Annotated in this window: 3 protein-coding genes; all 3 read left to right on the top strand. The window is 73.6% G+C overall.

The features are described from left to right. Nucleotides 1-204 precede the first annotated feature (204 nt). The 3 genes from AA75_RS15630 (at nucleotide 205) to AA75_RS15620 (ending at nucleotide 3791) form a co-directional block, all read left to right on the top strand. A complete protein-coding gene (locus AA75_RS15630; protein ID WP_033820630.1) occupies nucleotides 205-1698 on the top strand; it encodes a family 16 glycosylhydrolase in 1494 nt (497 codons plus the stop codon). Between the two features lie 223 nt (nucleotides 1699-1921). Then, nucleotides 1922-2914, top strand: a complete 993-nt coding sequence (locus AA75_RS15625; protein ID WP_033820629.1) for a GlxA family transcriptional regulator — start codon at nucleotides 1922-1924, stop codon at nucleotides 2912-2914. Nucleotides 2915-3152: 238 nt separating this feature from the next. Then, the gene (locus AA75_RS15620; protein WP_033820628.1) at nucleotides 3153-3791 is read left to right on the top strand and encodes a DJ-1/PfpI family protein; all 639 of its coding nucleotides are present in this window, start codon (nucleotides 3153-3155) and stop codon (nucleotides 3789-3791) included. Nucleotides 3792-3821: the final 30 nt, after the last annotated feature.

Below are 3821 nucleotides of genomic sequence, written 5' to 3'. Positions count from 1 at the left end.
CCCGCGCCCACCCTCACCCACCAGCGGTTTTCCGTACGTAGGCGACCCAGTCGGCGGTCGGATGATCTCGCCCGCGGTACGGACCGAGCTTGCGCGGCGACGGCGGTGTCCCGCAGGCTCCTCGACGGAACGGGCCCGACGACTCCCCTGCCGGAGTACGGGCCGGTCCTGTCCGAGGGGGGAAACGAAAGGCTCCCCCACAGCATGCCCAGACATTCCAAGCACCGCCGCACGGCGCCGGGCGCCCGGCGACGTCTCCTCGCCATCGGCCTCGCCGTGGCCGCCGTCGGCGCCGGAGGCGCGGCGTGGGCCGCCCCGAGCCGCACCGCGGCCGAGCCGGTCGTCGTCGACTCGCTCAGCATCACGCCGGCCGCCCCGGGCAGCACCGCCCAGGTCACCGCCACCGCCAAGCTGCACTCCGCGAAGAGCCTCCCGGTCCAGTCGCTGACCATCGCCGTGCGCGACGCCAACGGCGCCAACTACGACTTCCGGGGCGCGATCCCGACGACCCTGTCGGGCACCCAGCAGACCTTCCAGCCGCAGGCGCGCACCTTCCCGGCGGGCTCGTACACCTACTTCGTGGCGTACAAGGCCAACAACACCTGGCACAACCTCACGCCCACCGCCGCCTTCACCTCGACCGGCGCCGCGGTGACGCCGACGCCCACCCCGACGCCGCAGCCTTCGCCCACCGCGACCGCCAAGCCGACCACGCCGGCGCCGAGCACCCCGGCGGCGACCACCCCGGCGGCGACCACCCCGGCAGCGACCGCGTCCGCGACGCCCAAGCCGACTCCCACCGCGACGCAGACCCCCACCGCGACGCAGACGGCGAGCCCGACCAAGGCCCCGACGCAGGCGCCCACCACGACGCCGGCACCGACCGCCACCCCCACGGTCACGCCGTCGACCAGCCCCACCACTGCGCCGAGCAGCCCGTTCACCAGCCCGGCGGCCACCCCGTCCGGGTCCGCCACGGCCTCGACCCCGGCGACCACCCCGGCCTCCACCGGCGGCCCGGCGGGCATCGCGGGCAGCTGGCGCCCGGTGTTCGCCGACGAGTTCAACGGCTCGGCCGTCGACTCGGCCAAGTGGACCCCCAACTGGCTCGGCTGCCCGACCTGCACCACCCCGCCGGTCAACAGCTCCGAGGCGGCCGCGTACGCGCCGTCCCAGGCCACCGTCAGCGGCGGCAGCCTGCACCTGACGGCGACCCAGCAGTCCACCACGGTCAACGGCAAGACCTACCCGTTCCGCTCCGGCATGGTGCAGAGCAACGGCAAGGCCCAGTTCACCTACGGCGCCTTCGAGTCCCGGATCTACCTGCCGCCGACCGGCTCGAAGATCGCCAACTGGCCCGCCTTCTGGACCGACGGCCAGAACTGGCCGACCGACGGTGAGATGGACGTCATGGAGGGCCTCGGCGGCAGCGCCTGCTACCACTTCCACTCGCCGTCCGGCGGCCCCGGCTCCTGCGCCCCGGGCAACTTCACCGGCTGGCACACCTACGGCGCCGAGTGGGCACCGGGTTCGGTCACGTACTACTACGACGGTGTGAAGGTCGGTCAGATCACCACCGGCATCACCAGCGCGCCGCAGTACCTGATCCTGAACAACGGCGTCGAGTCCGCCACCGCCGGCAACAACCTGGCCCCGGCGGATATGCAGGTCGACTACGTCCGCGTCTGGCAGCACTGACCGGTAGCACCCGCAGCGGTAGCCGCCCGAAGCCGGCCGGCCCTGCTCCGCCGATCCGCCTCCCCGTCCCCGACGGGGAGGCGGATCGGCGTTTCGGCGCGTTCAGCGCCAGAGAGCCCCGAGAGCCCCGAGCGGATGGCAGGAGGGACTGGCAGGAGGGGATGGCAGGAAAGGTGGGAAGGACGACCTTGCTGCCATCCGCCCCCGCTGACACGCTGGCGCCATGTCCACCTGTGACGTCCTGATCGTCCTCTTCGACGAGGTCCAGAGCCTCGACGTGACCGGCCCGCTCGAGGTACTGAGTTCGGCCCGGTCCCGAGGCGCGGTGCCCGGGCGGAACGCCTACCGAATCCGTACGGCAAGCCCCGGCGGCGGGCCGGTCCGCTGCTCCAGCGGCCTCACGCTGGTGCCGGACGAGGACCTGGACCTGGCCGCCACGCCGCACACCCTCCTGGTACCCGGCGGCCGCGGCACCCGCGGTCCCGCCGACCCCGCGCTCGTCGCGCGGATCGCCGAACTGGCCGCTGGGGCCGAGCGCGTGGTGTCGGTCTGCACGGGCGCGTTCCTGCTCGCCGAGGCCGGACTGCTGGACGGCCACCGCGCCACCACGCACTGGGCGTACTGCGAGACCTTCGCCCGGCGCTTCCCGGCGGTCCGGCTCGACCCGGAGCCGATCTTCGTGCGGGACGGGCGGATCTCCACCTCGGCGGGCGTCACCGCCGGTATCGACCTGGCCCTGGCCCTGGTCGAGGAGGACCTCGGCCGGAGCGCGGCGCTGGCCATCGCCCGGCACCTGGTGATGTACCTCCGACGGCCGGGCGGGCAGGCGCAGTTCAGTACGCACCTGGCCGGCCAGCTCGCGGAACGGCATCCCCTGCGCGAGGTCCAGCGGTGGATCGGCGAGAACCCGTCCGCCGACCTGTCGGTCACCGCGCTCGCCGAGCGCGCCACGCTTTCACCGCGCCAGTTCGCCCGGGCGTTCGCCGCGGAGGTCGGGGTGCCGCCCGGACGGTACGTCGACGGCATCCGGCTGGAGACCGCCCGGCGGCTGCTGGAGGAGACCGGGCAAGGCGTCGAGGAGATCGGCCGGACCGCGGGTTACGGCTCCACCGAGGCGATGCGCCGCGCCTTCGTCCGGGGGCTGGGCATCCCCCCTTCGGAGTACCGACGCCGTTTCCGGCCTCCGTCACCGCTGCCGGCCGCCGCCGTCGGCTGAGGGCGCGGCACGCGGGGATGTAGCACGCGCGGGGATGCGCCACGCGCCGGCATGTGGCACACGCCGGGATCCGGCGTGGCCGGCCAGCGCGCCTGCCCTTCATTTCGGGCGGCGCAAATATTCACTGGATGGTGAATGTCAGCGGGCCGCCAATCATTCACCCAACAAAAATCATTCACGACTACGCAAGCATCGACGCCATCGCGCATCGTTCACCACTCCATGAATGGTTACGCATATGCAAATCGCGATTCCGCTCTTCGACCGGTTCACCGCCCTCGACGCCGTCGGCCCCTACGAGATCCTCTCCCGTCTGCCGGGCGCGGAGGTCGTCCTCACGGCGGCCCGGCGCGGACCGGTACGGGCCGACACGGGCTTCCTCTCCCTGGTGGCCGACGCCTCGATCGACGAGGTCACCGCACCCGATCTGCTGCTCGTCCCCGGCGGCCCCGGCCAGGCCGCCCGGATGGACGACCGACCGCTGCTCGACTGGATCAGGGCCGTCGACGCCGGGACCACCTGGTCCACCTCGGTCTGCACCGGCTCGCTCCTGCTGGCGGGCGCCGGACTGCTCAAGGGCCGCCGGGCCGCCTGCCACTGGCTGGCGGCGGACCAGCTCCCCGCCCACGGCGCGTTCCCCTCCAGCGACCGGGTCGTGATCGACGGGAAGTACGCCACCGCGGCCGGGGTCTCCGCCGGGATCGACCTCGCACTCCTGCTGGCCGGCCGGATCGCCGGTGACCGGACCGCGCAGGCCATCCAGCTCCTCACCGAGTACGCCCCCGAGCCCCCGTACCAGGCGGGCAGTCCGGCCACGGCCCCGGCCGACCTGGTCGACGCCCTCCGTGGCCGCGCACCGGAGTTCCTGCGCGACTGAGTACCCCGGCCGCCGCCCCCTCCCGCCCCC

This window comes from Kitasatospora sp. MBT63, assembly GCF_000710465.2.
Lineage (GTDB): Bacteria > Actinomycetota > Actinomycetes > Streptomycetales > Streptomycetaceae > Kitasatospora.
This window is presented reverse-complemented; position numbering and strand designations above follow the sequence as displayed.